Raw genomic sequence first — 25,285 nt, 5'->3', positions numbered from 1 at the left:
TCCCAAGCTGTGACCGGCGACACTAGCTTGTTACCCATGCGTAGCACGATGATGGACGCCCCTCTGCAGGTCTCCCGGATCCTCGACCACGGCGCCACCGTGCACGGCACGGCCGAGGTGGTCACCTGGACCGGCGCCGAACCCCGCCGGATGACGTACGCCGAGGTGGGCCGTGCGGCCGCCCGGCTGGCACACGCACTGCGCGACGAGTGCGGGGTGACCGGCGACGAGCGGGTCGCCACCTTCATGTGGAACAACAACGAGCACCTGGTGGCCTACTTCGCGGTGCCGAGCATGGGCGCGGTGCTGCACACCCTCAACATCCGGCTCTTTCCCGACCAGGTCGCCTACATCGCCAACCACGCCGAGGACCGGGTGGTGCTGGTCGACAGCACGCTCATTCCGCTGCTGGCCCGCGTGATCGGCGAGCTGGCCACGGTGCGGCACGTGGTGGTGGTCGGCGGCGGCGACCCGGCGCCGCTGGTGGCGGTTGCCGGCGACCGGATCACCGTGCACCACTGGGACGCGCTGCTCGCCGACCGGCCGGAGGTGTTCGACTGGCCCGAGGTGGACGAGCGTGACGCCGCGGCGCTCTGCTACACCTCCGGCACCACCGGCAACCCGAAGGGCGTGGCCTACTCGCACCGGTCGATCTACCTGCACTCGTTGCAGGTCTGCATGCCGGAGGGCTTCGGTCTCGGGCCCACCGACCGGGAGCTGGCCATCGTGCCGATGTTCCACGCCATGTCGTGGGGCCTGCCGTACGCGGCGTTCCTCTCCGGCGCTTCGCTGATCATGCCGGACCGGTTCCTCCAGGCCGCACCGATCGCCGACATGATCGCCGCCGAGCGGCCCACCCTGGCCGGCGCGGTCCCGACCATCTGGACCGACCTGCTGGCCCACCTGGACAGTCACGACGTGGACACCTCCTCGCTCAAGGAGGTGATCGTCGGAGGCTCGGCCTGCCCGCCGGCGCTGATGCACGCCTTCGACGAGCGGCACGGCATCGACGTCATCCACGCCTGGGGCATGACCGAGATGTCCCCGCTGGGTTCGGTCTCCCGTCCACCCGCCGGCGCGACCGGCGAGCAGGCGTGGCGCTACCGCTACACGCAGGGTCGCGTGCCGGCCGGGGTGCAGGCGCGGATCGTCGGCCCGCTGGGCGAGCCGCTGCCCGCCGACGGCGGCGCGGTGGGCGAGCTGGAGGTCCGTGGGCCGTGGGTGACCGCCCGGTACGTCGGGGACGACGCCCCGGACGAGGAGAAGTTCCGCGACGGCTGGCTGCGTACCGGCGACGTGGGGACGCTCTCGCCGGACGGATACATCACGCTGACCGACCGCGCCAAGGACGTCATCAAGTCCGGCGGTGAGTGGATCTCGTCGGTGGAGCTGGAGAACGCGCTGATGGCCCACCCGGCGGTGCTGGAGGCGTGCGTGGTGGGTGTGCCGGACGAGCGGTGGGACGAGCGACCGTTGGCCACCGTGGTGGTCCGGGAGGGCGCCTCGGTGACCGCCGAGGAGCTGCGCGACTTCCTGGCCGGCTCGGTGGCCCGCTGGCAACTGCCCGAGCGGTGGGCGTTCATCGACACGGTGCCGAAGACCAGCGTCGGAAAGTTCGACAAGAAGGTCGTCCGTTCGCGGTACGCCGGTGGCGAGCTGACTGTCCGGGAGCTGACAGCCCCGTAACGTTTTTCCAGGCACCGTCGCCTGTTGGGGCAGGGGTACTCCTGAAACATTCCTCCCCAGGGGCGGCCCCGGCGTTCGCACCGCGCCGGGGCCGCCCGTTTCACGCGGGGCGACCCGCACCGTCATTGTTGCGAAACTTCTTCTCCTTTGTCCTGATGACGGAGAAATCGGGTGGTCAGCGACCTGATCAGGCGTCACTCGTGCTGATCAGCACCTTGCCCACCACCGAGCTCTCCACCGCCTCGTGCGCTGCCGCCGTGTCGGCCAGAGGGTAGTTGTGCAGCGGCAGGCCGGCGTCCGTGCCGACCCGGATGCCGCCCTGCTCCGCCGCCGCGGCCACGTCCCGTACGCCGTGCGCCTTGGCCGCCTTCGGCTCCGTGTAGACCAGCACGAACTGCCACCGGGCGTTCGACATCATCAGCGGCCGGATCGGGACGGTCAGCTCGGACGCGCCGTCGTCGGCGTACGCGCAGACCGCGCCACCGTTGCGGAGCACCTGCACGTCCGTCGGGGCGTTGCGGGCCGGGGAGACCTCGACGATCGTGTGCACCCCGTCGGGAGCGATCTTGCGGATCTCCTCGACCACGTCCTGCTCCCGGTAGTTGATCACGTAGGAGGCGCCGGCCGACGCCGCGAGCTGGGCCTTCTCGGCGCTGCTCACCGTGGTGATCACCGTGGCGTCGGCCCAACGGGCGAGCTGGATCGCCGCGTTGCCGACCGCTCCCGCCCCGCCCTGCACCAGCACGGTGTGATCGGCCAGCGCGCCGGCCCGCAACGTGTCCGGCATGAACTCGCCGGCGGTCAGGCAGCGGTGCGCCGTCAGGAACGGGATGCCCAGGCTGGCGCCCAGCTCGAACGAGGCGTCACCGAGGCGGACCGCCTGCCGGACCGGCACCAGCGTGTACTCCGCCGCGGTGCCCCACGGCCGCTGCCAGGCCGCCTCCCAGATCCAGACCCGCTCGCCGATCCGATCCGGGTCGACCCCGGCGCCGACGGCCTCCACCACGCCCGCCCCGTCCTGCCCGGGGATCTGCCAACCGGCCGGCAGGGGGAACGACCGGCGGGCCTTCCAGTCCGTCGGGTTCACCCCGGAGACCGCCATCCGGACCAGGACCTCGCCCGCCCCCGGCTCCGGCACCGGCCGGTCGACCAACTTCAGCACCGAAGGATCGCCGGTGCGCTCGTACACGATGGCTTTCATCCGTGGTCTCCTCACCCGTCCGGCGGGTGGCACCCGGGTCGAGCACCGCCGGCTGCGGTACCCCGCTCAGTCCCCGTCATGCCGGCCCCACCGGTCCCTGGAAACCGTACAACCGCACGCGAGGCGGGAGGGACCGGACAACGGGTGATGCGTCGTACATCAGCCAGCCAGGTCATCCACCAGCTCCGGGGTCAGCTCACCGACCGCACCCAACGTCACCGCGGCCAACCGGGCGGCGTCCGGATCCAGCGGGTACGAACCGTGCGGCACCGCCACCACCCGCATCCCCGCTGCGGCAGCCGACCGCACGCCGTTGGACGAGTCCTCCACCGCCACGCAGCGGCCCGGGTCGACGCCCAGCCGCCCCGCGACGCTCAGGTACACGTCCGGCGCCGGCTTGCCCCGCTCGGTCTCCTCGGTGGACAGGGTGGTGGCGAACGCGTCGGTCAGGCCGGTCGCGGCCAACGCCGCCGCGATCAGCCGGGTCGGCGACGAACTGGCCAACCCCAGCGGCCACCGCGCGGCCAGCCGGCGCACCACCTGGTCGGCGCTGTCGATCAGCGGTACGTGCTCCCGGTAGCGCCGGGTCATCTCCTCGACCACCTCGTCGGCGACCTGGGCGGCGGTGCGTGCCACGCCCAACTCGCCGCTGAGATAGTGGGCCCACTCGCTGGTGCTCATGCCCATCAACCGGCGCTGCGTGTCCGGCTGCCAGGCGCCGCCGTGCGTCGCCACGTACGCCCGCCGGACCTCCTCCCACACCGGTTCGGAATCCACGATCACACCGTCCAGGTCGAAGACCACCGCATCCACCACGGGCCCATCCTGCCGGAACGGTGGGCCGCCGGTCAGGCGGGCAGCGCGGGAAGCCCGATCGGGCTGCCGGCCGGGATCACGGTGTGGCAGGCCCGGGCCATCGGCTCCAGCAGCTCGCGCAGCCGGTCCGTGCCGTCCGGGCCGAGCGCCCGCCACGGGTGCTCGGCCGCCCGGTCGGTCGCGTCCTCGATCGCCTGGAAACCGGTCCGGCCGTGGTCGGTGGCCGCGCCGTCCGGGGTCAGCCAGCCCCGCTGGGTGAGCCGCTCGCGGGCGGCCCGCCACTGCTCCTCGGACCAGCCCCGGCCCAGCAGGTTCTGCGGCGACATGTCCACGGCGACCCGCCAGGCCAGCGTCTCCACCGGGTCCAGGCCGGCGGCCACCAGCGCCGCCACGTGCCCGTCTCCCCGGTGCTCGCGCAGCGTGGTGGCGGCCTGCCAGAGCCGGGCCAGCGGGTATTCCCCGATCGGCAGAGCCGCGTTGACCGCACCGAGCAGCCGGCCGGCGGTCTGCGCCGCCGAGGCGGCCCGCTCCAGCAGGTCGGCGGCCTCCGCCAGGTGCGCCTCCGGCAGCTCGTAGGTCAGCTCCGCGAGGGCCTGCACGGCGCCGGTCAGCCGGGCCCGCAACGCCTCCTGCGGGGTGGCCAACCGCCACACCGCCGGCAGCGCCCGGCTGACCATCGGCGGCGCGAAATTGAAGAAGGCGGAGATCACCGGGGCTGCGTCGGTGGCGCCCAGCGGCGCGGACCGGCCGGCGAAGTAGCCCCGCCAGTAGCCGCGTAGCCCGACCGCCTCGTACGCCGCTCGTGCCCGGGGGTGAAAGTAGGTGACGGCGTGCACCGGCTCGAAGTGCGTCCACATCAACCGGGCGACCCGCCCGGGCTCGTCGAGCGCCGTCACGTGCACCTCCGTGTCCCGTCCGGATGCTCACCCCGGGCGGCGAACCGCCCGGGGTGACGCCGAACCTACTGCCGGTAGGTGACGGGCCGGAAGCCCCATGTGAACAAGTCCATCGCGCTCAGGTGACAACCGGGGCGATCCGGACGGGTCACTGGGCGGCGAGCACGTCCACCACGAAGCGCAGCGGGCCGGTCGGCCGGCCACCCGCAGCGGCCGCGTCGTTGCCGTAGCCCAGCTCACCGGGGATGTCGAGCTGCACCCGGCTGCCCACGGTCACGCCGACCAGGCCCTGGTCCCAGCCGGGGATGACCTGGCCCACGCCGATCGGGAAGGTGGCCGGCTGGCCGGCCTTCCAGGAGGAGTCGAACTCCTTGCCGTCCTTGTAGAAGACGCCCACGTAGTTCGTGGTGATGGTCTGGCCCTTCTTGACCGCCGGGCCGGTGCCCTTGATCAGGGGCGTCACCGCGAGCTTCGTCAGCTCACCCTTGCCGGCCTCGACGGTCGGCTTGCTGCCCAGCGCCGGGTCGGCGCCCTCCGGCAGCTGGGGGGCGGGAGGCGCGGCGGCCTCGTCCGGAGCCGGGGCGGAGGCGGACGCGGAGGGGGTCGCGCCGGCCTGGTTCGCGGGCTTGTCGTCGCCCCCGCCGACCAGCACGAAGACGGTGATCAGCACCGCCACGACGGCGACGCCGGCCAGCCCGCCGGCCCACGCCTGACGGCGCCGCTTCGCCTCGGCCGCCTTCTGCGCTGCCAGCTGGGCGGCCAGCCGTCGCCCCGCCTTGGTTGCCGGGCTCTGGCCCTCCGACCTGTTCTGCTGCGTGCGCTCGCTCACGTCGTCGACTCCCTGCTGCGAAGGTGTGGCCGGCACCCGGTGCCGGGGGGAAAGCCGACGCACACGGTACCCGCCTGACGGCCCACCGTGCCCACCCCGGACCGTCCGGATCGTTCCGCGGGCGCCATCCCGGGCCCGGCGCGACGGTTATTCCGGCACGACCATGAAGTCCGTCACGAACGACGTCACCCGGCCGTCGGCGGCGCGCCCGATCCAGGTGCCGTAGCAGCCGTCGCCCCAGCCCGTGGCGACGGTGACGACGTTGGCGCCGGTGGCCTCGTCCAGCACCGCGGTGATCAGGCCCGGAACCGGCGAGACGGGCAGTTCGGCCGGAATGAACACCGCTTCCACCTGGTCGTAGTCCCAGGCTTCCAGGGCGGCGAGCGCCGTCGGGTCGGCCAGGGTGCCGGCACCGGCGTCCACCCCGTACCCGAAGTAGTCGTCCGCGCCGAGGGTGGCGACGTCCTGGTCGCCCGCGACGGCCGGTTCCCAACGGACCGTCGGCGCGTCCTGGACCACCAGCTCCAGCGCAGCCACCCGGCGGTCCACCTCGGCGTCCTCCCGGAGCACCACGGCCACCCAGGCGCGGGCGGGATGCCGACCCGAGGGCACGGTGACCGTGAACGGTTCGGCCTCCGGGCACACCAGCGGGTCACACCCGACCACCTGACCGGTCGGCAGCACGACGTCGCCCACCGGGTGGGCTTCGATCACGTACGAGCCGTGCTCGTCGGTGAAGCGAGCGCCGGGCGTCAACAACCGGTCCAGATCAGGGGTGTACGGCATGGCGGCTCCTCCGGTGGCCAGCGGCCGGCGGAGCGTACCCGGTCCGGCCGACGCCTCCGTCGCTGCCGTGCGGTCAGGCGGTCTTGCGGGGTGCCGCCTTGCGGGCCGCCGTCTTCTTAGCCGGCTCCGCCTTCTTCGCGGGGGTCTTCTTGGCGGCCTTCTTCGCCGGTTCGGCCTTGGCCGCGGCCGTCTTCTTCTCGGCGGTCTTCTTCGCCGCCGCCTTCTTCGCGGGCGCCTTCGCCGTCTTCTTCTCGGCCGCCTTCTTGGCCGAACGGGCCGACGAGATGGGCGTCGGCTCGCCACCGCCGCCACGGGCCGGCTGCTCGCCGCGGGCCGACCGAGCCCGGTCCACCGATGCCTTCAGCGCGGCCATCAGGTCCACCGCCGCGGCCGGCGCCTCCTCCACCTCTTCCGGCTGGACGACCTCCCGACCCTCCACCTTGGCGTCGATGACCTCCTGCAACGCGGCCCGGTAGTCGTCGGTGAAGACGTCCGGCTCGAACTCGCCGGTCATCGAGTCGATCAGGGAACTCGCCATCGCCAACTCCGGCGGGCGCACCTTGAGGTCCTCGTCGAGGAAGCCGAAATCCGCCGTCCGGATCTCGTCCGGCCAGAGCATGGTGTTGAGCAGCAGCACGCCCTCGCGGACCCGCAGCGTGGCCAGCTGTTCGCGCTGGCGCAGCGCCACCTTGACGATGGCCACCCGCTCCGAGTCGAGCAGCGCGTCGCGCAGCAGCACGTACGGCTTGGTCGCGGTGCCCTCCGGCTCCAGGAAGTACGCCTTGTTGTAGAGGATCGGGTCGACCTGGTCCGCCGGGACGAACTCCAGCACGTCGATCGCGCGCGAGCTGGTCAGCGGCAGGTCGGCGAAGTCCTCGTCGGTGAGGATCACCATCTCCCCGCCGCCGATGTCGTAGCCCTTGGCGATGTCGTCGTAGGTGACCTCCTCGCCGCAGACCGAGCAGGTGCGCTTGTAGCGGATCCGGCCACCGTCCTCGCGGTGCACCTGGTGGAACCGGATGTCCTTCTCCTCGGTCGCGGAGTAGAGCTTCACCCCGATCGAGACGAGCCCGAACGACACGGCTCCCTTCCAGATGGCCCGCATCCTCTGCTCCCTTCCCCGGTATCGACCATGCTCGCATCCGAACGAACGGGACGCGAGGTGTTCGGCCTGCTACTACAGTCGGGTCGTGCCCGGCGCGCCGCTCAAGCCGATGCTCGCGATGACCGGGCCGCTCCCGGCCGGTGACGGCTGGGCGTACGAGTTCAAGTGGGACGGCGTCCGCGCGCTCGCCGACATCTCCGCCGGCCGTCAACACCTGTACGCCCGCTCCGGCGTGGAGATCACCGCCGCGTACCCCGAGCTGGCCACCCTGTTCGAGCAGGTCGACGACGCGCTGCTCGACGGCGAGGTGGTGCTGCTGGGCGAGGGCGGCCAGCCGTCGTTCACCGCGCTGGCCGAACGGATGCACGTCCGGGACCGGAACAAGGCGGCCCGGTTGGCGGCGGTCATGCCGGTGACGTACATGATCTTCGACCTGCTCCGGCTGAACGGCGACGACCTGACCGGCTGGCCGTACGAGCGCCGCCGGGAGGCCCTGGACGCGCTCGCCCTCGGCGGTGCCCGGTGGGCGGTGCCTCCGGTCTTCGCCGACGGCCCGGCCACCTACGAGGCGGCCGGCGAGCACGGCCTGGAGGGGGTGATGGCCAAGCGGGTCGCTGCCGTCTACCGCCCCGGGGTGCGCTCGCCGGACTGGGTGAAGGTCAAGCTGGAGGTGACCGGCGACTTCGTCGTCGGTGGCTGGCGACCGGGCGCGCGCCGGATCGGTGGGCTGCTGGTCGGTGTGCCCGGCCCGGACGGCCGGCTCATCTACCGGGGCCGGGTGGGCGGTGGGATCGGCGCGGCCATCGAACGGCAGCTCCTCGCCGAGCTGGAACCGCTGCGCTCCGGCGTGTCCCCGTTCGCGCCGGGTGTGCCGCGCGAGGATGCCCGGGGCGCCATCTGGGTAACTCCCCGGGTGGTGGTGGAGGTGAAGTACGGCCAGCGCACCCCCGACGGCCGGCTGCGCTTCCCCCGGGTGCTGCGGTTGCGCCCGGACAAACCTCCGGAGGAGGTCGACGATGCCGGGTGAGCGGTTGCGGGTGGACGTGGAGGGCCGCGCGCTGGAGTTGTCCAACCTGGACAAGGTGCTCTATCCGTCGGCCGGCTTCACCAAGGGTGAAGTGATCGACTACTACACGCGGATCTCGCCGGTGCTGCTGCCGCACCTGCGGGACCGGGCGCTGACCCGGATCCGGTTCCCCAACGGCGTGGGCGGCGGCTCGTTCTTCGAGAAGAACGCCCCGGCCGCCACCCCCGACTGGGTACGCCTGGAGACGCTGCCCGTCCCCGGGTCGAGCAAGGGCCGGGAGACCATCGACTACGTGGTCGCCGACGACCTGCCCACGCTGGTCTGGCTGGCCAACCTGGCCGCCCTGGAGCTGCACACGCCGCAGTGGAAGGTCGGCGAGCACCCGGACATGATGGTGGTCGACCTGGACCCGGGGCCGCCGGCCGGGCTCGCCGAGTGCTGCCCGGTGGCGGTGCTGATGCGCGACCGGCTCGCCGACGACGGGATCGAGTCGTACCCGAAGACCTCCGGCAAGAAGGGCATGCAGCTCTGCTGCCCGATCGCCGGCACCCAGTCGTCCGAGGTCGTCTCCGACTACGCCAAGCGGGTCGCTCAGGAGTTGGAGAAGGCGCACCCGAAGCTGATCGTGTCGAAGATGGCGAAGAACCTGCGCCCGGGGAAGGTCTTCATCGACTGGAGCCAGAACAACGCGGCGAAGACCACGGTGGCGCCGTACTCGCTGCGGGCCCAGGACGTGCCGTCCGCCTCAACCCCGCTGACCTGGGACGAGGTCGAGGCCGGCGCCCGCGGCCGGAAGCCGGCCGTCCGCCAGTTCACCGCCGCCGAGGTGCTGGACCGGGTCGAGGAGTACGACGACCTGCTGGCCCCGCTGCTCGACGGCGGCCCCGAGCTCCCGTGACGGGCAGTGCCCGGACGGCGGAGCACTGCTCGTCACTGAGCGCGACGGACAGCGCCGCCCCTGGTCGGACCACTCAACCCCTTTGCTCTGCTTACCTACGCACCACCACGCTGAGCTGCGCCTTTGCGCGATGGTCCCGAAGGGGCAGCCATACGTCTGGTCGCGCAGCGTGCGTGGCGCGTACAGGTAAGCAGAGCAAAGGGTGTGGTGTGGGGATGCCGGCCCGGCACCCGGCATCACCGGCTGTGACCGGCCCGGCGCCCGCCTCCAGGTGGACGCCGGGCCGGAACGTGAGCGGTGACGGGTCAGCTGCGCCCGAAGATCTTGCGGCTGGAACCCAGCCGCAGCAGGACCGTCTCGCCGGTGGCGTCCTGGACCGCGTCGTTGTCGGTGATCGCGTACACCTCGCCGTTGCCGGCCACGGTCAGACCCTCCAGCTTTTCCTGGGTCCAGCCGTTGGTGGCGCGCAGCGCGGGCAGCACGTCGACGGCGAGCGTCTTCGGCAGCACCTTGAGCGGGCCGGTCGCCGCCGCACCCGGCAGCGGCACCGTGTAGATCCGCTTCACCGCGGCGGCGGGACCGTTCAGCTTGTCCCGCTCGATGACGGCGAGTCGGTCGCCGACCACGGTGATCTCGGAGAGCCCCATCCAGTCACCCGGCACGCTGGTGCTGCCCAACCGGTAACCGAACCAGCTCCAGGTGCCCGCCGTCACGTCGTACCGGCCGAGCCGGACCACGCCGGTCGGGTCGGTGCTCAGCTCCCGCTGCACGGCCACCCAGACGATCTCCCGACCCTGCCGGTCGGTGGTCGCGGTGACCCCCTCCAGACCCTGCTTGGCCAGGCCGGCGGCGACATCCGTGGGCAGCGGAACGGTCTGCCGGGTGATCCCGGCGGCGTCCAGTCGGACCAGCTTGTTCTCCGAGCCCTTGGCACCCTCGACGGCGAGCCAGAAGCCGCCCTGCGGGCGGGCGAAGATGCCCTCGGCGTCGTACCCGACCGGCGTACCGGTCGCGTCCTGCACCGCCAGCGCACCGGTGATCACTGCCGGCGTCCGTTTCGCGTCGATGGTGAGGATCCGGGTCTGGCTGTACGCCGCGTCGGTGACGCTGTAGAGCTGGTCCCGCTTGCCGGGTACCGCGCTCAGCGCGCCGAGGGCGCCCCAACCGATCGGCGTGCGGGCCCGGTCGGTGCCGGAGACGATGCTCGGGAACGCCGGGGTGCCCTTGCCGAGCTGGTAGAGCGACACCGAGGCGCGGACGTTGACCGAGGCGTCGTCCTCCTCGCTGGAGATCGCGAGCAGCCCCCGTGACGGGATGGGCAGCAGCCCCTCCGGCCCGTTGGTGGTCGGCAGGATCTGCTTGAACACCGGCCTGGTGGGGTTGCCCAGATCGTAGACAGCGACGAAGTTGCTGCGCTCCGAACCGACGAACGCGTACCGCACGCCGTCGTACTCGGCGACGGCGACGCCCTCGGGCTCGGTGCCCTTCTTGCCGGCCCGGTCCTCGTTGTGCAGCCCGTACGTGACGGCGAGGCGCTCGAAGCTGTTGCCGGCGTCCCAGGCGACCCGCCCGGTGCGGCTGTCGAAGACGGACCAGCCACGGGTGCCGCCCCGCCAGTCGCCCTCGTTGGCCGTGGCGAGATAGCGGTCGTCGACCCAGGCCACCGCGTCCGGCTCGCGCGACACATCGGTGATGCCGCCGGTCAGGTCGATGACACCGTCCTTCTCGGTGTCGATCCCGCTGACGGTCGCCGTGCCCGCGCTGAACACGCGGGTGATCCGCCCGGTGGGCAGGTCGATCAGGGCGACGCCGTTGTTCTCCTGGAGAGTCACCACCAGCTGGTTACGGCTGTTGATGGAGACGTACTCCGGCTCCGGGTCGGTCGGCGCGGCGAGGCCGGCCTGGACCAGCGCCGGCAGCGCGCTCCCGTCGGCGCCGGTCAGCGCGACCGGCCGAAGCCGCCAACCGGCCGGGGACTTCCCGGTGAGGTCGACGATCTGCACGAAACCGGCGGGCGCCTGCGGCAGGTCGCCCTCCTCGCCGCCGGGCGGGGTGGCCTCCTCGTCGCGCTCGTTCTCGATGGCGATCGCGGCGTACCGCTGGTCCTTGCTGATGGCGATCGAGTCGGGCTGGCCGCCCAGGTCGAAGCTGGCCACCCGCTCGCGGCCGGCCAGCTCGATGACGTCCAGCCGGCCGGACGGCTCGGTGTAGCTGCTGCTCGTGTTGACCACCACCAGGACGTACTTCCCGACCACGGCCACCGACGTGGGTTCGTCCTCGGCGTTGCCGAGCTGGGCCAGGGAGAGCGTGCCGAGGCCGCGCGGCCGGTCGGCCCGGGAGATGTCGAGGAAGCCGATCCGCCGAGCCAGCGCGTCGGTGTGGATCAGGGTGCGACCGTCGGGACTGACCGCCGAGATCTCGGCGACCGTCGGGGTCGCTGGGTCCTCGCCGGCCGGACGGTTCGCAAAGACCGGGTACGTGGCGACCCGGTCGAAGGCGACCGTGCCGCTCGGGTGGTGCCGCTCCCCGGCGGTCGCCGAGGTGGCGCCGCTGATGGTGGCGACCGCGACCCCGGCTGCGGTGAGCGCCGTGATTGCTCTTCTGACTGACAAGGAGTTCCTCCGTCTGCTGGTACCCGGACGGAGGCTGGCACCCGAGAGGGAGCATCAGCTTGCGCCGAGATGAACAACCGGCGAAGCGCGGCGCAGCCGCCACCAAGCACCACCGATGAGGGCCGCGGTGACCACGCTGACCGCCACGTCTGCGGCCAGCGCCGCCGATGGCGTCGCCGGCGAGTAGGGCGGCACCAGGTACGCGAACGCGGCGGCGGTGACCAGACTCGCCGTGCCGGCGGCGAGCACGTGCCGCTGCCCCCAACCGGCGCGGGAGGACCAGAAGGCGAGCAGACCCGCGGTGCCGGCGGCGAGCGCCAGCGCGATGACCATCCCCGGCCAACCGGGCGTCACGTCGGTGCCGAAGTGAACGACGACGACCACCAGGCCCACCCAGACCGGGCCGGGCGCCCGGCGGGCGTGCCGCGGGTGCGGGTGACGCCACCGGGGCAGCAGGGCCGTCGCGACGAGGGCGAGGATCACCGCTGCGGCGAAGGTCAGCTGGAGCGGGCTGGCCAGGAAGCCCGTCCGCCCACTGTCCGAGAAGATCAGCAGACTGCCGAGCAGGTAGATCACGCCGACCACGGCGAGCCCGCGCCGGCCGAGCCATGGCCGCAGCCGACGCTCCGGCCCGAGGAACGACTCGACGAGAACGATAGGCGCGCAGATGGTCAACGCGATGTGGTTGCCCACGTAGTCGAAGGCCTGGCGGACGCTGAACTCGAGGCCTGGCACCAGCGTGGCCTCGGCGGCGGCCCGGGTGTCGGCGTACTCCGTGTCGTCCAGATAACCGGGGTTGAACAGCGACTGGTCGACCAGGCCGGCCTGGAGCACGCCGAACGCGGCGGCGAGCAGCACGATCGCCGGCCAGCCGGCGCCAAGATGCCGGGCGGTCTCCCGGATCAGGATGGCCGCCCCGCCGTACATCGGGCCCAGGAAGATCAGCACCGGGAGGAAGTCGTCGAGGGTGAAGCCGCCCCAGGAGCACTCGGCGGCCCAGGGCGCGATCAGCAGCAACGCCACCACCGGCAGGAGCCGGCGGCGCAGTGGAAGACGGTCGGCGGTGGCAGGGCGGGACTCGGTCGGCACGGTGGCTCCTCAGCGGCGCTTCGGGGTCACCCGTACCGTGCGCCGGCCACCCGGACAGCCGATACGGCCATCGGCCGACGACCGGCGCGACCAAAGTCGTTGAGTAGGGTGGTTCGACGCCGTCACCCGGGGAGCGTGGAGATGCAGCCAACCGTCACGGCCGACCTGTCGGTCCAGCCCGCCGACGCCGAGCGTCCGCTGCTCAGCTACCGCGACGAGGCGACCGGCGAGCGGGTCGACCTGACCGCGCACCAGGTCGGCGCCTGGGCGGCGCGCAGCGCCGGTCTCCTGCGGGACGGCTGCGGGCTCGGCCCCGGCAGCCGCGTAGCGGTGCTGCTGCCGCCGCACTGGCGTACCGCTGCGGTTCTGTTGGGCGCCTGGGCCTCCGGCCTGGCGGTGTCGTTCCGGCCCCGCGCCACCGCGGGCCTGCCGGTCCTCGAACCGGGCGGCGACCGGCCGTTCGACGCGGTCTTCGTGACCCCCGAACGGCAGGACGACTGGCTGGAGGACGTGCCGGACGCCCCGCACCGCTACCTCGTCGGCACCGGGCCGGGGCCGCTGGCCGACGTGCCGTTGGGTTGGCTCGACTGGTCCGCCGAGGTGCTCCGGTACGCCGACGCCACGCCCGACCACACCGTCATCCGCCCGTCCGACCCGGCCAGTGCGGACGGCACCACCTACGGCGAGTGGGGCGCCCTCGCCGGGGGGATCGCCGAGATGCTGGACCTGCGCGCCGGCGACCGGCTGCTGGTCGACGCGGCCGAGCACGAGCAGCCGCTGAAGTGGCTGCTCGCGCCGCTCTCCGCCGGCGCGTCCGTGGTGATCAGCGCCAACCTCGACCCCGCCCGGCGGGACACAGTGGTCGCCGCCGAGCGGGTGAGCCGGGTCCTCTAGGGCCTCATTCGAACGCGGCGGCGAACATGCCGGGCTCGTAGGAGCCGCCCCGCTGGTGCACGATCACGGCGAGCCGGTTGGCCGCGTTGATCAGGGCGACCAGGGCGACCAGGGCGCCGATCTGGTCGTCGTCGTAGTGCTTGCGCACCTGCGCCCAGGTCTCGTCGGACACGCCCGGGTGGGCGTCGGCGAGTCGGGTGCCCTCCTCGGCGAGCGCCAGCGCGGCCTGCTCGGCCTCCGTGAAGACCGTGGACTCGCGCCAGGCGGCGACCAGGTTGAGCCGGACCGCGCTCTCACCGGCCGCCACTGCCTCTTTGGTGTGCATGTCGATGCACCAGCCGCAGCCGTTGATCTGGCTGGCCCGCAGGGACACCAGTTCCTGCGTGGACTTCGGCAGCGGCGACTGCTGGATCACCATGCCGGCGTTGGCGAACCGCTTGGCGAACTTCATGGCGATCTCGTTGCCGAACATGTTGAATCGGGCGTCCATGGTTCCGTCCTTCACTCCCGGTATTCGATCGGACGACCATGAGATGCCGGCGAGCAGCGTCCTGTGACGGCGCGGCTGGGTGACGGCCGCCACAGCTCCACGCGTCCCAGAACGGCGGCGGACGGCGTTAACAGCGCTCCTCGGCGTCCTGCCGTTACACCCCCCATCAGGGCTGTACGCAGGCCTTTTGCCGGTGCCGTCGGCGTGGTCTCATACCGGGAAGACGACGTCGTCGACCTGATCCTGACGACCCCGCGCCGTCTCCGATTCCCCCGAGAGGTGCACCGATGCACAGGAGACCAATTTTCCGACTGGCAGTCCTCACCGCCACCGCCGCGACGCTCCTGGCGTCCGGTGGCGGCTACGCCGCGGTGGCGGCACCCGTTCCCGCCTCCCCGGGTGTCGGCGCGTGTGAGCCGGGTGCCGAGGCACACAGCGCGGCCCGGGTCGCCAAGGGCGCCACCGCGCAGGAGCCGAAGCTGTACCCCGACAACGAGGCGAACGCCTACGGGGTGATCAAGGACGCTCCGCGCCTGGCCAACGGCAGCGTGACCGTGCCGACGGTCTTTCACATGGTCTCCGACCACCCGCTCACCGCAGCCGAGACGACCAGGTGGAACACCCTGATCGCGGCGCAGATGACGGTGCTCAACGACTCGTTCGCGGGGCGTACGGCGGCGAACGCCTCCGACACGCCGTTCCGGTTCGACCTCGTCGACACGACGTGGACGGTGAACAGCGCCTGGTACACGGTCGTGCCGGGCAAGAACGAGCGGGACATGAAGAAGGCGCTGTACACCGGCGACTCGGAGACCCTGAACGTGTACGCGGCCAACATCGGCGGCGGGCTGCTCGGCTGGGCGTACTTCCCGAAGGGTTACAACAACGGCCGCGACTACATCGACGGCGTGGTGATGCTCGACGAGTCGATGCCGGGCGGCACGGCGGGGAAGTACTCCCTGGGCGACACGCTGACGCACGAGGTGGGGCACTGGCTGATGCTGGAGCACACCTTCGCGCACGGATGCTCCGCTGCCGGCGACTTCGTCGCCGACACTCCCCGGGAGGCCGGGCCGCAGTTCGACTGCCCGGTGGGCGCGGACACCTGTACCGCACCCGGACTGGACCCGATCCACAACTTCATGGACTACACGCAGGACTCCTGCATGAACATGTTCACCGTCGGACAGGCGGACCGGATGAGCGACGCCTGGGTGGCATTCCGGGCCGGTGGCGCCGGGTAGTCAGGGAACGCGCGTCGGGGTCGACGGGTCGCTGCCAGCGGCTCGTCGGCCCCTTCCTTTCGGGGTCGGCTTCACCCTTCCGGTGAAGCCGGCTCATTACGCCGTCGCTCAGATCTGCCTGCTCATACGCTTCGCCGAAGGCACGTGCGCGATCGGAGCGCCGGCCGCTACTCCAACCGGCGGAGGGCTGATGGCGTCGAGGCGTACACGTCGGACACTGGTGTCGGCGGTCGCCGGTGGCCTGTTCGCCCTCGGTGTGATCGCACCGGGCCCGGCCGCCGCGCCGCAGCCCCGAGCGGTCCAGGCCGACGGTGCCACGGCCCACGATCCGGGGGAGCCGCGTCCCCCGCAGCTGCCGGCGGATTTCCAGGGCGAGGGCCGGTACATCGTGCGCGACCTCGGCATCGACGTGCCGTTCAGCTGGCAGGGCAGGGACGGCAACAGTCAGATGACCGCCGGGGGTCCGGACCATCCGATCTGGTTCACGAACCTGATCTACGAGAACACGCTCTACACGCTCACCTACCGGTGGCCGAACATCCCGCTGTTTCCGCCCCAGCCGTGCAGCAAGGTCCCGGGGTTCTTCAACCGCCAGATCTTCAACGACAAGCTGAAGACCGCGCGCTTCGTGGGACCGGAGATCCTGCAAGGCGAGAAGGACCGGCACGTCGACCACTGGCGGGTCGGGGTCGTCGGAGGTTCCACCGTGCCGGGCGAGGAGTTCCGGTTCCCGATCGCGCTCGGCGACATCTACGTCGACCAGCGCGATCCGAGCCAGTGGTGGCAGGTCCTGCAGTTCGGTCTCCAGAACCTCTTCGACCCGGAGCTGGACGAGTGGTTCACGATGGACACCTTCGACCACCGCCCCGGCGAGGTCACCCTCCCCGACCGCTGCCCACCCCCCACCCCGTAACCCATCGACTGCGTCCATCACTGCGTCGATCACTGCGTTGATCAAGAGGTTTGCGTCATCATCAGGCCGATCGATGACGCAAACCTCTTGATCAACATCGGCGGGGCGGCGTCTGGTTACAAGGCGAAGAGCAGGGCGGCGTTCAGGAGGACGACTGCGGCGGTGGCGAAGTGGATGCCGAATGCCACCGCCTTCGTTCCGCCGTTTCTCAGCACGATGACGGTGTCGCCCAGCGGGACGAGCGCGACGATCAGCATGAACCACGCGACCGCGTCGGCGGTGGTGAAGGCGATCAGGGCGAGGCCGAGCAGCCCGAAGGTGAGATCCTTCAGCCCTTTGACCGTCAGGTAGGCGGGGTCACCGTCCGGCCTGGCCGGTACGCCGTACCCGGCGGCCGCAGCCTGCGGCACCATCAGGAACCGCGCGCCGATGAAGGCGACGAAGAGGCTGAGTACGACGGCGAGCCCGTAGGCGATGAAGGACAGCATGATCCGCTCCAATTCCTAGCGCTGCTAGATATAGGAGCGACGCTAGCAGAGCGTCGACAGGATATCTAGCGGTGCTAGGATGGGTGCATGTCGACGCAGGGACGCCGGGAGCGCGAGCGGGCGGAACGGGAACAGGCGATCGTCGCCGCAGCACGCGACCTGGCGCTGGCGGAAGGCTGGGACGCGGTGACCACCCGGCGGCTCGCCGCCGAGATTGAGTACAGCCAGCCCGTCCTCTACAGCCACTTCAAGGGCAAGGACGCCATCATGGCGGCCGTCGCCGTCGAGGGCTTCGCCGAGCTGGCGACCGCGCTGGCCGCGGCCCGGACTTCGGCCGCCGATCCCCGGCAGGCGGTCGCCGACATCGCGGCGGCGTACATCGCGTTCGCGGAGCGGCGTCCTGCGCTCTACGACGCGATGTTCACGCTCGCCGTGGATCTGCCGTTCGCCACCCAGGAGGTCCCGGCGGACCTGGCCCGAGGCTTCGCCGAGCTGGCCGAGGCGGTGCGCCCGGTCGCCGGGGACGACGACCTGGAGACGGTCACCGAGACGTTCTGGAGCGGCCTGCACGGGCTGGTCACGCTGATGCGCAGCGGCCGGCTCCGCCGCGCCGACCACGACCGGCGGGTGGCGGTGCTGGTGCACCGCTTCTCTCGGGGAGCGCACTGATCGACTCGGGTTCCAGGAGAACGCGGTGTCGGAGCGCTCCGGACGCCACGACTTCCCGGAAGCCGAGTCGATCGAGGGTTCGCGCTCAGTCGACCGTCGGGAGCTTCGGGCCGAGGACGTCGTCGGCGTCCACGATGGTGTACGCGTAGCCCTGCTCGGCCAGGAAGCGCTGCCGGTGTGCGGCGTACTCGGTGTCGATCGTGTCCCGCGAGACCACCGTGTAGAAGTGCGCCTGCCGGCCGTCGGCCTTCGGTCGCAGCACCCGGCCGAGCCGCTGCGCCTCCTCCTGTCGGGAGCCGAACGTCCCCGACACCTGGATCGCCACCGCCGCCTCGGGCAGGTCGATCGAGAAGTTGCCGACCTTGGAGATCACCAGCGTGCGGATCTCCCCGGACCGGAACGCGTCGAACAGTCGCTCGCGTTCGCGATTCGTGGTCGAGCCCTGGATGATCGGCGCGTCCAGGTATTCGCCGAGCTGGTGCAACTGGTCGATGTAGGCGCCGATCACCAGCACCTGGTCGTCCGGGTGTCGGTCGACCAGGGCCCGGACCACCGGCAGCTTGGTGCGCGCGGTCGCCGCCATCCGGTAGCGCTCCTCGGCCTCCGCGGTCGCGTACGACATCCGCTCCGCGTCGGTCAGCGTCACCCGGACCTCGGTGCACTCGGCCGGGGCGATCCAGCCCTGCGACTCGATGTCCTTCCACGGCGCGTCGTACCGCTTCGGGCCGATCAGGCTGAACACGTCACCCTCGCGGCCGTCCTCGCGGACCAGGGTCGCGGTGAGGCCGAGCCGGCGGCGGGCCTGAAGGTCGGCGGTGAACCGGAAGATCGGCGCGGGCAGCAGGTGCACCTCGTCGTAGACGACCAGGCCCCAGTCGCGGGCCCCGAACAGGTCCAGGTGGGTGAACGCGCCGCCGCGCCGCGAGGTGAGCACCTGGTACGTGGCGATCGTGACCGGGCGGATCTCCTTGCGCTCGCCCGAGTACTCCCCGATCTCCTCCTCGGTCAGCGAGGTGCGGGCGATCAGCTCCCGCTTCCACTGCCGGCCGGCGACGGTGTTGGTGACCAGGATCAGCGTGGTCGCCTTCGCCTCGGCCATCGCCGCCGCGCCCACCAGCGTCTTGCCGGCGCCGCAGGGCAGCACCACCACGCCCGACCCGCCGGCCCAGAACGCCTCCACGGCCTCGCGCTGGTACGACCGCAGCGTCCACGGCTTGCTGCCGTCCTTGCCGGCCTCGGCCAGCTCGATCGGGTGCGCCTCGCCGTCGACGTAGCCGGCCAGGTCCTCCGCCGGCCAGCCGAGCTTGAGCAGCGCCTGCTTGAGCCGGCCACGCTCGGACGGGTGCACCTGGATCGTGTCGTCGTCGATCTTGTTGCCGAGCATGCCGGCGAGCTTCTTGCTCTTGGCCACCTCGATCAGCACAAGTCGGTCCAGTGCCCGCAGCACCAGGCCGTACGCCGGGTCGTTGGCGAGCTGGAGCCGGCCGTACCGGTCCATCGTCTCGGCCACGTCCACCAGCAGCGCGTGCGGCACCGGGTAGCGCGAATACTTGATCAGCGAGTCCACCACGCCCTCGGCGTCGTGCCCCGCCGCGCGCGCGTTCCACAGCCCGAGCGGGGTCAGCCGGTAGGTGTGCACGTGTTCGGGAGAGCGCTCCAACTCGGCGAAGGGCGCGATGGCCATCCGGCAGGCCTGCGCATCCGGGTGGTCGATCTCCAGCAGCAGGGTCTTGTCCGACTGCACGATCAGTGGTCCACCGCTCACGCCAGGGTCCTCTCCTCCGGTTGGCCGCCGGTCGTTGCGCCTGCTTACCCGCCGCTGGCCGACCATCCAGTGTTGCACGGTGCGGACTGTCGGAAGAAAGATGCTCACCGGACGCAACCGAGAAGGCACTTGTGAACGTCTAGCAAAGGGACGACGGTCCAGGGGAGGTTCCATGAAGCATGTCCGGATCACTTCCCGACTTGTTGCCCTGATGGTGGTCGCGCTGGTCGGTGCCGGTGCGTGCGCGTTCGATCCGCAGGCCGGCGGGGGTGGCGGCGGGGGAGCCGCCCCAGCAGGCGCGGCGGAACAGTCAACGGGGGCGAGCGGCACGCCCGGGCCGGACCAGCGCGGCCGGCCCGCGACGATCGCGCCGACACGGGCGCCGACGCCGAAGCCCACCCGGAGCGCCACGCCGAAACCGACCCGCAGCAAGCCGCCGGCGCCGGCCACCAGCACCGCCGCGCCCGCCGCGGGCTGCCCGCAGGGCGAGCACCAGCGAGCGGTGGAGACGTACCTGGCCCGGTTGGGCGGGTTCGGGTCGGTGACCGTGGACGGCCGGCAGTCCGCCGCCGACTGCGTGGCGATCAAGAAGTTCCAGCGGCGGTACGGCATCCGCCCCGTCCAGGGTCGCGCCGGCCCGACCACGTACGACGTGGCCCAGCGGCTCGCCACCACCGACCCGGCCCGCTGCAAGGCCGGCACGGGCACCACGTTCTGCGTGGACCTGACCCGGCAGACCGTCTGGGCCGTCCGGGGCGGCAAGGTGATCATGGCGCCGACGGTGACCCGGACCGGAATGTCCGGATACCGCACCCCGGCCGGCACGTACAAGGTCAACTACCGCAACCCGAGGGAATGGTCCGACCCGTACGAGGTGTGGCTGCCGTACTGGCAACACTTCACCCAGGGGATGGGCTTCCACGAGACCACCACCTACCTGCACGAGAAGTCGATCGGCTCGCACGGGTGCGTCAACCTGCTGCACGCCGACGCCGTCCGGATGTGGGAGTTGGGGAAGGTGGGCACCCGGGTGGTGCTGATCGGCCGCCGGCCGGGGACCTGAGCGGCTCGCCCGAATCGGGGTTTTAACCCCTGTCACACCGGTCCCGCGAGTGACACCCTGGGAGTCCAGGGCCGGACCGGGCGGGGAGGCTGGGCATGACGGTCGACCGTGACGTGATCGAAGCGCACGACCAGGTTCAACCCGACGAGGTGTCCCGCGCAACCGTGGTCGCGTACGCCGTCGCGGCGGCGCTCCTCGTCGGGTGGTTCCTCTTCGGTTGGCTGGTGCTGCGGCAGGGCTTCGTCGACTCGGTCGGAGAGTCCGCCGGCGCCGGCTTCGCGCTGCTGCTGATCATCTCGGTCGTCGGCACCGTACGCCGCAGCCGACGCTGACCGGCGCGCACACCGGCCGGCGCCGGCCGGGCTCCGGTCAGTCCGCCACCACCGCCGCGGTGATCCGGTGCAGCGCGAACGTGTGCAGCATCTCGGTCCGTTCGTCCTCGGCGCGCAGGTAGCCGGCGCCGATCGAGACCGGCTTGACCAGCCGGGACGCGGTCGCCCCGTGCGCGTCCACGTAACCCACCCAGACCAGCGCACGATCCCGCACGGCCTGCTGGAGCACGGCCAGCGCCTCGCTGTGCGTGTGCGCCGGCACCGGACCGCCGCCGAGCCCGGCCGCCCCGCCACGCACCACCGCCGGCGCCCGTCGGGCGGCCCGCGCCGCCGCCTCACCCCGCCGGATGTGCTCCACCACGCCCAGCAGTCGGGGCATGGGCAGCTTCGGTGCGGCCAGCGGATCCAACGTCCGGGTGGCCACGGGCACCCGGGCCGGGGCCCGCCGGATCCGTGGCCGGGACAGCACGGTGCCGCCGCTGCCGTCCTCCTGCGCCGGGGCGTACCCGGCGTCGCGCAACGCGCTCAGCAGCCGGCCGACCTGGTACGGCGTGGTCAGCACCGTCGGGGCGAGCCGGCGCAGCGTCAGCAACTCCAGCCGCCGGTCGGCCAGCACCTCGCTGAGCAGGGTCTCGTCGTCGCTGCGCAGGTACGCCCCGGCCAGGCCGACCCGCAACCCGCCGTGCTTGCGGGCCACGTCGTCCACCAGGTAGGTGAGCCCTTGCGGCACCGGGGTGCGGGACCGCCGCCGGAACACGTCGTGCAGGTCGTCGGCCGAGTAGCCGGCGTCCAACGCCCGCCGCACGCTCGCCGTCGTGACCCGGTGCACGCTGGCCCCGCCGGCCGACTCGGGTTCGGTCATCGCCTCCAGCTCGGCGGCGAGCGCCGGCTCGGGTGGCCCGGGCACCACCACCGTCAGGTCGGCCTGCACCAGGAAGTGGTCGACCGGGGCGGGCAGCAGCGCGTCCAGCGCCCGCGCCGCGCTGGACGGGTCGCCGCTCTCGGCGTCCGCGTGCAGCCCCAGCGGGTCCTCGCCGCCCGGCTCGTCGGCCGAGGTCAGGTCGGCCAGCAGCAGCCGGCCGTACGAGGTGAGCGCCCCCAGGCCGGTGACGCCGAGCTGCGCCGCCTCGGCCAGCACCTCCCGGTGGGCGGCCTCCCGGCCCCGGCTGCGCCGCGGCGCCCGCCAGTCCAGCAGGTCCTGCACCTCCTCCGGGGTGGGTGAGGTCGCCGGTTCGAGGCCGGCGAGCACGGCGAGCACCGCCCGCCGGGTGCCCGGGGCGCTGGCCCGCTCGGCCTCGGCGGAGAGGGCGGTGATCGGGCGGTCCCGGTCGTCGCGCCGGCCCACCAGCCCGACCTGTCGGGTCATGGTCAGCCACGCCCGGGCCAGCTGCTCCCAGCGCTGGGCCAGCGAGGCGGCCCGCCACACCTCGTACCCGCCGGTCGGCAGCACCTGCTGATCCGCCCCGTACCGGGTGGTGGTCGCGCCGGGCAGCTCCAGCTCGCCGGCGAGCCCCGCCGCGTACGCCACCTCCAGCAGCAGCGCGGTGGTCGGCTCGTCCAGCCCGGCGGTACGGGCCAGCCGGCGCAGGTCCCGTACGCCGATGCCGCCCGAGCGCAGCACCGGCGCGGGTTCGGCGGCGAGTTGCTCCAGCAGCCCTTCGGTGTGCCGGACCACCTCCATGGTCTGCCCGGCCCCGGCGGAGTCGACCGCCTTCGCCTCGCGGGGCGCGGCGGCCACCGGCGGCGGGCTGGTGCGCAGCGGTCCGAGCGGGCCGCTGTCGCGGCGCAGCAGCAGGCCGACCTCGCGGGGCAGCTCGACCGTGCCGGTGGTGGTCGACGAGCCGGCCGAGACGGGGACCAGCAGCCGGTTGTCGACCAGCCAGCGCACCGGGGAACCGGTCGGCGCGCCACCGTTGGTGGGATCCGAGAGCAGGGCGTCCTCCGCGCCGAGCGGCGGTGCCTGCAACGCACCCGGGGGCACGCTGCCCACCGGTGGTCCGGCCGCCAGCCGGTCCAGGATTGCCCGGGCCGAGGGAGGCGCGGCGAGCAGCGTCCGCCGGAGCTTCGCCGGGTCCGCGCAGAGCGCGGCCGTGCGCGGGTCCAGCTCCGCGGCCGGCCGGCCCAGCCCCGCGGGGTACGGGGCCACCTCGTCCACGGCAGGCACCACCTGGAGTGCGTGCTCCGGGCCGTACAGCAGGAAGAGCGCGCGCAGCCGGCCGACGGCGCCCCGGACGGCCGTCGGCGCCGGCGGGCGGGGCCCGGCGGTGGCCATGGCGAGCACGGCCTCGGTGGCCGTGGTGCCCTCGTCCGGGTCCCGGGTCAGCCGGGCGGCGTCGAGGATCTGGAGGGTGAACTGGTCCAGCCCGTCCAGCGCGCGGGCCACCGAGACCCGGGACTGGGCCCGGATGGCCAGGGCGGAGATGTCGGCCGGCACGGGCACGACGAGGTCCGGCCGCAGCTGAAGGAGTGCGGCCAGCGACTCGTCGGGAAGCGACCGCAGGTGGTCGGCGAGTGAGGTGGTCATCGTCTTACCACGCTAGCCCGGCACCGGGCCGTCGCGCCCCTCGGACGTCCGCCCGGCCGGGAGTCGCCTGTACGTTTCTCGGCATGCCCGCACTGACCGTCGGATTCGACCTCGACATGACGCTGGTGGACTCCCGCCCTGGCATCGCCGCCGCCTACCGGGCGCTGACCGCCAGGACCGGCGTGCCGGTGGACGCCGACCTGGCGGTGTCCCGGCTCGGTCCGCCGCTGCGCACCGAGATCGCGCACTGGTTCCCGCCGGAGCAGGTCGAGTCGGCCGTGCAGATGTACCGCGAGCTGTACCGGGCGTACGCGATCACCCCGACGGTGCCGCTGCCAGGCGCGCGGGCGGCGATCGACGCGATCCGTGCGCGGGGCGGCCGGGTGCTGGTCGTCACGTCCAAGATCGGCCGGCTGGCCCGGCTGCACCTGGACCACCTCGGCCTCACGGTCGACGAGTTGGCCGGCGACCTGTTCGCCGAGGAGAAGGCGACCGCCCTGCGCGAGCACGGGGCGACCCACTACGTCGGGGATCACGTGGCGGACATGGTGGCGGCGAGGGCGGCCGGGGTGCCCGGAATCGGCGTCGCGACCGGGCCATGCTCCGCGGACGAACTGCGCGCCGCCGGGGCGAAAGTGGTGCTGGACGACCTCACCGGATTCCCAGCGGCGCTCGACGGCATGATCCAGCTAGCCTTGGAGCAGTAGCGGCTCAAGTGAAGCAGGGGTTTTCAGGTGCCTACGGGTCGAGTGAAGTGGTACGACACGGCCAAGGGATACGGCTTCGTCACCAGTGACGAGGGCGGCGACGTGTTTCTGCCCAAGGGTGCGCTGCCGGCGGGCGTCACCGACCTCAAGGGCGGTCAGCGGGTCGACTTCAGCGTGGTCGACAGCCGCCGGGGCGCGCAGGCCATGGGAGTCAAACTGCTGGACGCGCCGCCGTCGATGGCGGAGCTACGGCGCCGGCCGGCCGAGGAACTGCACGGCCTCGTCGAGGACATGATCAAGGTGCTGGAGGCGAAGGTCCAGCCGGATCTGCGCCGGGGCCGGTACCCGGACAAGAAGACCGCGCAGAAGATCGCTCAGCTGGTCCACGCGGTCGCGCGCGAGCTGGAGGTCTGAGGCACCAGCCCGGCGTCGGCGGCCCGGTCGAGCAGCGCCGCGATCGCGGCGAAACCGGCCTCGCCCAGGTCGGCGGTGAACTCGTTGACGTAGAGGCCGATGTGCCGGTCCACCACGTCGAGTTCCATCTCCTGGGCGTGCGCGAGCACGTACTCCCGGCTGGCCGCCGGGTCCGCCCAGGCCTGCCGGACCGACTCGCGGACCCAGCCCGCCGCGGCCTCCGGATCCACCGCGCCGCGTCGGGCCAGGATCGCGCCGAGGGGGATGGGCAGGCCGGTGTCGGCCTCCCACCACTCGCCGAGGTCGACCAGGGCGGTCAGGCCGTGCCGGTGGTAGGTGAACCGGGCCTCGTGGATGACCAGCCCGGCGTCGTAGCGGCCGGCCGCGACGCCCGGCATGATCTCGTGGAACGGAACCACCTCGATCCGGGCCGGCGGTTTTCCGGCCGCCCAGAGCCGGAACAGCAGGTACGCGGTGGTCCGGTCGCCCGGCACCGCCACCGTGGCGCCGGTCAGGTCGGTGCGGTCGCCCTTGGTGAGCACCAGCGGCCCGCACCCGCGACCGAGGGCGCCGCCGCAGGGCAGCAGGTGGTAGTCGTCGAGCAGCCAGGGCAGCGCCGCGAAGCTCACCTTCACCAGGTCGAACGCGCCCCGCTCGGCCGCCGTGTTGGTGACGTCCACGTCGGCGTACGTCACCTCGACCGGCGGCGCGCCGGGCACCCGGCCGTGCACCAGAGCGTGGAAGACGAACGTGTCGTTGGGGCAGGGCGAGATCGCCAGGGAGAGCGCCACGCCTCCACGTTAGCCCTGCCCCCGAGCGGCCACCCGCGCCCACCCC

The 25,285-nt window shown here is 72.4% G+C and carries 24 protein-coding genes; 11 read left to right on the top strand and 13 right to left on the bottom strand.

All coding sequences use genetic code 11. From position 1 onward, the window contains the following. Nucleotides 1-36 precede the first annotated feature (36 nt). Nucleotides 37-1,686 (top strand): fatty acid--CoA ligase, encoded by a 1,650-nt coding sequence (locus EAD98_RS21315; RefSeq protein WP_121655808.1) that lies wholly within the window; start codon nucleotides 37-39, stop codon nucleotides 1,684-1,686. A gap of 187 nt (nucleotides 1,687-1,873) precedes the next feature. Here the strand turns inward: EAD98_RS21315 and EAD98_RS21310 are convergent, their stop codons facing one another. The 6 genes from EAD98_RS21310 to EAD98_RS21285 all read right to left on the bottom strand — a co-directional run bounded on the left by EAD98_RS21310 (nucleotide 1,874) and on the right by EAD98_RS21285 (nucleotide 7,319). Then, nucleotides 1,874-2,887, bottom strand: a complete 1,014-nt coding sequence (locus EAD98_RS21310; RefSeq protein WP_121655807.1) for an NADPH:quinone reductase — start codon at nucleotides 2,885-2,887, stop codon at nucleotides 1,874-1,876. A 159-nt stretch (nucleotides 2,888-3,046) separates the two neighbouring features. Further along, nucleotides 3,047-3,703 carry an HAD family phosphatase gene (locus EAD98_RS21305; protein WP_121655806.1) on the bottom strand — a complete coding sequence of 219 codons (657 nt, stop codon included), beginning with the start codon at nucleotides 3,701-3,703 and terminating at the stop codon, nucleotides 3,047-3,049. A 32-nt stretch (nucleotides 3,704-3,735) separates the two neighbouring features. After that, nucleotides 3,736-4,560: a hypothetical protein gene (locus EAD98_RS21300; protein ID WP_121655827.1), complete on the bottom strand. Its 825-nt coding sequence runs from the start codon at nucleotides 4,558-4,560 to the stop codon at nucleotides 3,736-3,738. Nucleotides 4,561-4,747: 187 nt separating this feature from the next. Then, nucleotides 4,748-5,464, bottom strand: coding sequence for an FKBP-type peptidyl-prolyl cis-trans isomerase (locus EAD98_RS21295; RefSeq protein WP_121655805.1), 717 nt, complete (start codon nucleotides 5,462-5,464; stop codon nucleotides 4,748-4,750). 111 nt (nucleotides 5,465-5,575) lie between these two features. Then, complete coding sequence (locus tag EAD98_RS21290) at nucleotides 5,576-6,214, bottom strand: DUF4241 domain-containing protein (RefSeq protein WP_121655804.1); 639 nt, start codon at nucleotides 6,212-6,214, stop codon at nucleotides 5,576-5,578. 73 nt (nucleotides 6,215-6,287) lie between these two features. Next, a complete protein-coding gene (locus EAD98_RS21285) occupies nucleotides 6,288-7,319 on the bottom strand; it encodes a Ku protein (protein WP_121655803.1) in 1,032 nt (343 codons plus the stop codon). 85 nt (nucleotides 7,320-7,404) lie between these two features. Here EAD98_RS21285 and ligD (EAD98_RS21280) point away from each other — a divergent pair, with 85 nt between their 5' ends. Next, the gene (ligD, locus tag EAD98_RS21280; protein ID WP_121655802.1) at nucleotides 7,405-8,346 is read left to right on the top strand and encodes a non-homologous end-joining DNA ligase; all 942 of its coding nucleotides are present in this window, start codon (nucleotides 7,405-7,407) and stop codon (nucleotides 8,344-8,346) included. Beyond that, the gene (gene ligD / locus EAD98_RS21275; RefSeq protein WP_121655801.1) at nucleotides 8,336-9,244 is read left to right on the top strand and encodes a non-homologous end-joining DNA ligase; all 909 of its coding nucleotides are present in this window, start codon (nucleotides 8,336-8,338) and stop codon (nucleotides 9,242-9,244) included. Before ligD (EAD98_RS21280) ends, ligD (EAD98_RS21275) begins: the two co-directional genes overlap by 11 nt. Before the next feature lie 305 nt (nucleotides 9,245-9,549). On the opposite strand, the gene EAD98_RS21270 is transcribed toward ligD (EAD98_RS21275), so the two are convergent. Then, the gene (locus EAD98_RS21270) at nucleotides 9,550-11,856 is read right to left on the bottom strand and encodes an esterase-like activity of phytase family protein (protein WP_121655800.1); all 2,307 of its coding nucleotides are present in this window, start codon (nucleotides 11,854-11,856) and stop codon (nucleotides 9,550-9,552) included. 54 nt (nucleotides 11,857-11,910) lie between these two features. Further along, complete coding sequence (locus EAD98_RS21265; RefSeq protein WP_121655799.1) at nucleotides 11,911-12,945, bottom strand: hypothetical protein; 1,035 nt, start codon at nucleotides 12,943-12,945, stop codon at nucleotides 11,911-11,913. 141 nt (nucleotides 12,946-13,086) lie between these two features. Between EAD98_RS21265 and EAD98_RS21260 the strand changes: the two genes are divergently transcribed. Beyond that, the gene (locus EAD98_RS21260; protein ID WP_121655826.1) at nucleotides 13,087-13,839 is read left to right on the top strand and encodes a TIGR03089 family protein; all 753 of its coding nucleotides are present in this window, start codon (nucleotides 13,087-13,089) and stop codon (nucleotides 13,837-13,839) included. A 4-nt stretch (nucleotides 13,840-13,843) separates the two neighbouring features. On the opposite strand, the gene EAD98_RS21255 is transcribed toward EAD98_RS21260, so the two are convergent. Beyond that, nucleotides 13,844-14,329 carry a carboxymuconolactone decarboxylase family protein gene (locus EAD98_RS21255; RefSeq protein ID WP_121655798.1) on the bottom strand — a complete coding sequence of 162 codons (486 nt, stop codon included), beginning with the start codon at nucleotides 14,327-14,329 and terminating at the stop codon, nucleotides 13,844-13,846. Nucleotides 14,330-14,616: 287 nt separating this feature from the next. Between EAD98_RS21255 and EAD98_RS21250 the strand changes: the two genes are divergently transcribed. Both EAD98_RS21250 and EAD98_RS21245 read left to right on the top strand, forming a co-directional pair. Then, entirely contained in the window at nucleotides 14,617-15,573 is a 957-nt protein-coding gene (locus EAD98_RS21250) for a zinc metalloprotease (protein ID WP_121655797.1), read from the top strand. A 190-nt stretch (nucleotides 15,574-15,763) separates the two neighbouring features. Continuing rightward, entirely contained in the window at nucleotides 15,764-16,486 is a 723-nt protein-coding gene (locus EAD98_RS21245) for a hypothetical protein (protein WP_147457460.1), read from the top strand. A 116-nt stretch (nucleotides 16,487-16,602) separates the two neighbouring features. Here EAD98_RS21245 and EAD98_RS21240 read toward each other — a convergent pair whose 3' ends face one another. After that, nucleotides 16,603-16,974, bottom strand: a complete 372-nt coding sequence (locus tag EAD98_RS21240; RefSeq protein WP_121655795.1) for a DUF4267 domain-containing protein — start codon at nucleotides 16,972-16,974, stop codon at nucleotides 16,603-16,605. Between the two features lie 87 nt (nucleotides 16,975-17,061). Here EAD98_RS21240 and EAD98_RS21235 point away from each other — a divergent pair, with 87 nt between their 5' ends. Continuing rightward, nucleotides 17,062-17,643, top strand: a complete 582-nt coding sequence (locus EAD98_RS21235; protein ID WP_121655794.1) for a TetR/AcrR family transcriptional regulator — start codon at nucleotides 17,062-17,064, stop codon at nucleotides 17,641-17,643. Nucleotides 17,644-17,728: 85 nt separating this feature from the next. Here EAD98_RS21235 and EAD98_RS21230 read toward each other — a convergent pair whose 3' ends face one another. Then, nucleotides 17,729-19,408 (bottom strand): DNA repair helicase XPB, encoded by a 1,680-nt coding sequence (locus EAD98_RS21230; protein ID WP_121655793.1) that lies wholly within the window; start codon nucleotides 19,406-19,408, stop codon nucleotides 17,729-17,731. 172 nt (nucleotides 19,409-19,580) lie between these two features. On the opposite strand from EAD98_RS21230, the gene EAD98_RS21225 reads away from it, so the two are divergent. Then, on the top strand, nucleotides 19,581-20,471 hold the full coding sequence (locus tag EAD98_RS21225) for a L,D-transpeptidase family protein (RefSeq protein WP_121655792.1): 891 nt from the start codon (nucleotides 19,581-19,583) through the stop codon (nucleotides 20,469-20,471). 95 nt (nucleotides 20,472-20,566) lie between these two features. Next, entirely contained in the window at nucleotides 20,567-20,803 is a 237-nt protein-coding gene (locus EAD98_RS21220) for a hypothetical protein (protein WP_121655791.1), read from the top strand. 37 nt (nucleotides 20,804-20,840) lie between these two features. On the opposite strand, the gene EAD98_RS21215 is transcribed toward EAD98_RS21220, so the two are convergent. After that, the gene (locus EAD98_RS21215) at nucleotides 20,841-23,327 is read right to left on the bottom strand and encodes a helicase-associated domain-containing protein (protein WP_121655790.1); all 2,487 of its coding nucleotides are present in this window, start codon (nucleotides 23,325-23,327) and stop codon (nucleotides 20,841-20,843) included. 83 nt (nucleotides 23,328-23,410) lie between these two features. Between EAD98_RS21215 and EAD98_RS21210 the strand changes: the two genes are divergently transcribed. Both EAD98_RS21210 and EAD98_RS21205 read left to right on the top strand, forming a co-directional pair. Next, nucleotides 23,411-24,034, top strand: coding sequence for an HAD family hydrolase (locus tag EAD98_RS21210; RefSeq protein ID WP_121655789.1), 624 nt, complete (start codon nucleotides 23,411-23,413; stop codon nucleotides 24,032-24,034). Nucleotides 24,035-24,061: 27 nt separating this feature from the next. Further along, entirely contained in the window at nucleotides 24,062-24,448 is a 387-nt protein-coding gene (locus EAD98_RS21205) for a cold-shock protein (RefSeq protein WP_088986676.1), read from the top strand. On the opposite strand, the gene EAD98_RS21200 is transcribed toward EAD98_RS21205, so the two are convergent. Next, nucleotides 24,409-25,239, bottom strand: coding sequence for a 1,4-dihydroxy-6-naphthoate synthase (locus EAD98_RS21200; RefSeq protein ID WP_121655788.1), 831 nt, complete (start codon nucleotides 25,237-25,239; stop codon nucleotides 24,409-24,411). The genes EAD98_RS21205 and EAD98_RS21200 overlap by 40 nt on opposite strands. Between the last annotated feature and the right edge of the window lie 46 nt (nucleotides 25,240-25,285).

Source organism: Micromonospora sp. CV4 (genome assembly GCF_003667455.1).
Taxonomy (GTDB): domain Bacteria; phylum Actinomycetota; class Actinomycetes; order Mycobacteriales; family Micromonosporaceae; genus Micromonospora.
This window is presented reverse-complemented; position numbering and strand designations above follow the sequence as displayed.